Origin of the sequence: Longimicrobium sp., assembly GCF_036387355.1 — a bacterium.
Lineage (GTDB): Bacteria > Gemmatimonadota > Gemmatimonadetes > Longimicrobiales > Longimicrobiaceae > Longimicrobium.
This window is the reverse complement of record NZ_DASVTX010000138.1, coordinates 1-3,120: the sequence shown is the minus strand read 5'-3', so window position 1 is coordinate 3,120 and position 3,120 is coordinate 1. Positions and strand designations below refer to the sequence as shown.

Genomic DNA, 3,120 nt, shown 5'->3' with positions numbered 1-3,120 from the left:
ATCCCCGGGATCCCGAGTTCGAGTCGCTGGTGGAGTTTCTGAAGGAAACCCGCGGCTTCGACTTCAGCGGCTACAAGCGGTCCACCCTCACCCGGCGGGTGGAGCGGCGGATGGCCACGCTTGAAATCGCCTCGTACGACGCGTACCGGGACTTTCTGGAGCTTCACCCGGAGGAATACGGCGAGCTCTTCAACACCATCCTCATCAACGTCACCTCGTTCTTTCGCGACCGCGACGCGTGGGACACGCTGGCCCGCGAGTACGTCCCCGCCCTGCTGCGCGACCGCGGCCCCGACGCGCCCATCCGCGTGTGGAGCGCCGGCTGTGCCAGTGGAGAGGAGACGTACAGCCTGGTGATGCTGCTGGTGGAGGCGATGGGGGTGGAAAGCTTTCGCGAGCGGGTAAAGGTGTACGCCACCGACCGCGACGACGAGGCGCTGGCCCACGCCCGCGCGGCCGTGTACCAGGGCAAGGATCTGGACGACCTGCCTGAGGGCTACGCGGAAAAGTACTTCGAGCCGGTGGGCACCGGCTTCGTGTTCCGGGCGGACCTGCGGCGGCAGGTGATCTTTGGCAAGCACGACCTGGTGCACGACGCGCCCATCTCGCACCTGGACCTGCTGGCCTGCCGCAACGTGATGATGTACTTCAACACCGAAGTACAGGCCAGCATCCTGGCCCGCTTTCACTTTGCCCTTAAGGCCGACGGCCTGCTGTTTCTGGGCAGGGCCGAGATGATGCGGTCGCACGGCGGCATGTTCGTTCCCGGCAACCTGGGGTCGCGCGTGTTCCGCAAGGCGGTGCCCGGCACCGGGCGCGACCGCCTGCTCCTGCTGGGGCGCGGCGGCGGACACGGCACCAGCGTGCGGCTCCCCGCCAGCCCCGCCGTGGTGGCCCACGAGGTGGCGCTGCGCGACGCCGCGCTCAACGCCGGGCCCGTGGCGCAGCTGGTGGTGGGCGCCGCGGGGCTGCTGCTGCTGGCCAACGACGCGGCGCGCCGGCTGTTCGGCATTGCCGCCACGGACCTGGGGCGCCCGCTGCACGACCTCAAGGTCTCGTACCGCCCCGTGGAGCTGCGCTCGCGCATTGAGCAGGCGGTCACCAACCAGCGCCCCGTGTTCGTCCCCAACGTGGAGCACGCGACGGGGGACGAGCTGCGCAGCTTTGACGTGCAGGTGACGCCGCTGGACGGCGGCGACGGGCGGCTGGGCGTGTCCATCACCTTTGTGGACGTGACCCGCCACACCCGCCTCAAGGCCGAGGTGGACCTGGCCGGGCAGGCGCTGGAAACGGCATTCGAGGAGCTGCAGAGCACCAACGAGGAGCTGGAAACCACCAACGAGGAGCTGCAGAGCACCGTCGAAGAGCTGGAAACCACCAACGAGGAGCTGCAGAGCACCAACGAAGAGCTGGAGACCATGAACGAGGAGCTCCAGAGCACCAACGAGGAGCTGGAGACCACCAACGACGAGCTGCACCGCCGCACCGCCTCGCTCAACGACGTGAACGCCTACCTGGCCTCGGTGCTCACCAGCCTGCGCGCCGGTGTTGTGGTGGTGGACCGGGAGATGCTGGTGCAGGTGTGGAACCGCAGCATGGAAGAGCTGTGGGGGCTGCGCGCCGACGAGGTGAACGGGCAGCCGCTTCTGCACCTGGACATCGGGCTCCCCGTGGAACAGCTCAAGGCCCCGCTGCGCGCCGTCCTGGAGGCGCGGGCCGACTATCAGGAATCGGAGCTGGACGCGGTGAACCGGCGCGGCCGCCCCGTGCGCTGCCACATCGCCATGTCTCCGCTGCGGTCCAGCACCGGCGAAATCCGCGGGACGGTGATCCTGCTGGAAGACCGCCCCGTGGCCGCCGCCTCCTGACCCGCGGCATGACCGCCCGCGACCGCGACCCCGAACACGACGTGCGCCGCTCCCTGCAGCGGCTGGACGCGCTCGTGCACGCCCGGCGCGAAGCCGGCGAGCCGGACCCCGCCGGGCTCGAGGACATCCGCCAGTCCATCGAGGCGCTCTACACGGCGATGGAAGAGCTGCGCGTGGCGGAAGAAGAGCTGCGCGTACAGAACGAGCAGCTGGAACTCTCGCAGGTGCAGGCCGCCATCGAGCGGCAGCGCTACCTGGAGCTGTTTCAGCTGGCGCCGGACCCGTACCTGGTGACCACGGTGGAGGGCGTGATCCTGGACGCCAACTACGCGGCCTCGGCGCTGGCCGGCATTTCCGCGGACCGGCTGGTGGGCCAGCCGCTGGTGACGCTGGTGGTTCCGGAGGCGCGCCGCACCTTTCGCGGCGTGCTGACGCGCGCCATTCCCCTGGGCCGGCTGGACGACTGGGAAGTGCGCGTGCGGCCGCGGGGCGGGGACGCGCCGGTGGACGTGTCGTGCAGCGTCACCGTGGTGCTGAACGAGGAAGGCGACCCCGCGCACCTGCGGTGGATCCTGCGCGACATCAGCGAGCGCCGGCGCGCGGAGCAGACCGCCCGCGCGCTGGCCCGCGAAGAAGCCGCGCACGCCGAGGCCGAGGCCGGGCGGGCGCGGCTGCAGGGCGTGCTGGAAGGCATTTCCGACGCCTTCGTGGGGGTGGACGCGCACTGGCAGATCACCTACGTGAACCGCCGCGCGGCCGAGATGTGGCACCGCTCGCGCGACCAGCTGCGCGGCCGCCTTCTGTGGCGCGAACTGTCTGCCGCGGTCGGCAGCGAGCCGCACGCCGCCCTGCTGCGCGCCATGGACACGCGCGAGATGGTGGAGCGCGAAACGCGCTTTCCCGTGGGGCGCCGGTGGATCGAGCTGCGCGCGTATCCGGCGGAAGAGGGCGGAATGTCCATCTTCTTTCGCGACATCACCACCCGGCGCGAGCACGAGGCGGAGCGGCAGCGGCTGCTGGCGCAGGCGCAGGCCCAGCGCGCGCTGCTGGAAACGGCGCTGCGCAACATTCCCGGCGGCATGGTGATCGTGGAGGCGCCGGACGCGCGGATGGTGCTGCACAACGAGGAGGCGGCGCGCATCCTCGCCCATCCGCTGCACGAGGAGGGCGGGGTGGACGCCCTGGCCCGCCACTACGGGATGCTGCGCCCCGACGGCGCCCCGGCCCCGGCGGAGACGTATCCCATCTTTCG

2 protein-coding genes are annotated in these 3,120 nt (G+C 70.6%); both read left to right on the top strand.

Annotation, left to right across the window (positions count from 1 at the left end; all coding sequences use genetic code 11):
• A partial coding sequence (locus tag VF665_RS06415) for a CheR family methyltransferase (RefSeq protein WP_331052581.1) occupies window positions 1–1,868 on the top strand: 1,868 nt, incomplete at its 5' end.
• Window positions 1,869–1,876: 8 nt separating this feature from the next.
• On the top strand, window positions 1,877–3,120 hold a 1,244-nt coding region (locus VF665_RS06410; protein ID WP_331052580.1), incomplete at its 3' end, for a PAS domain-containing protein.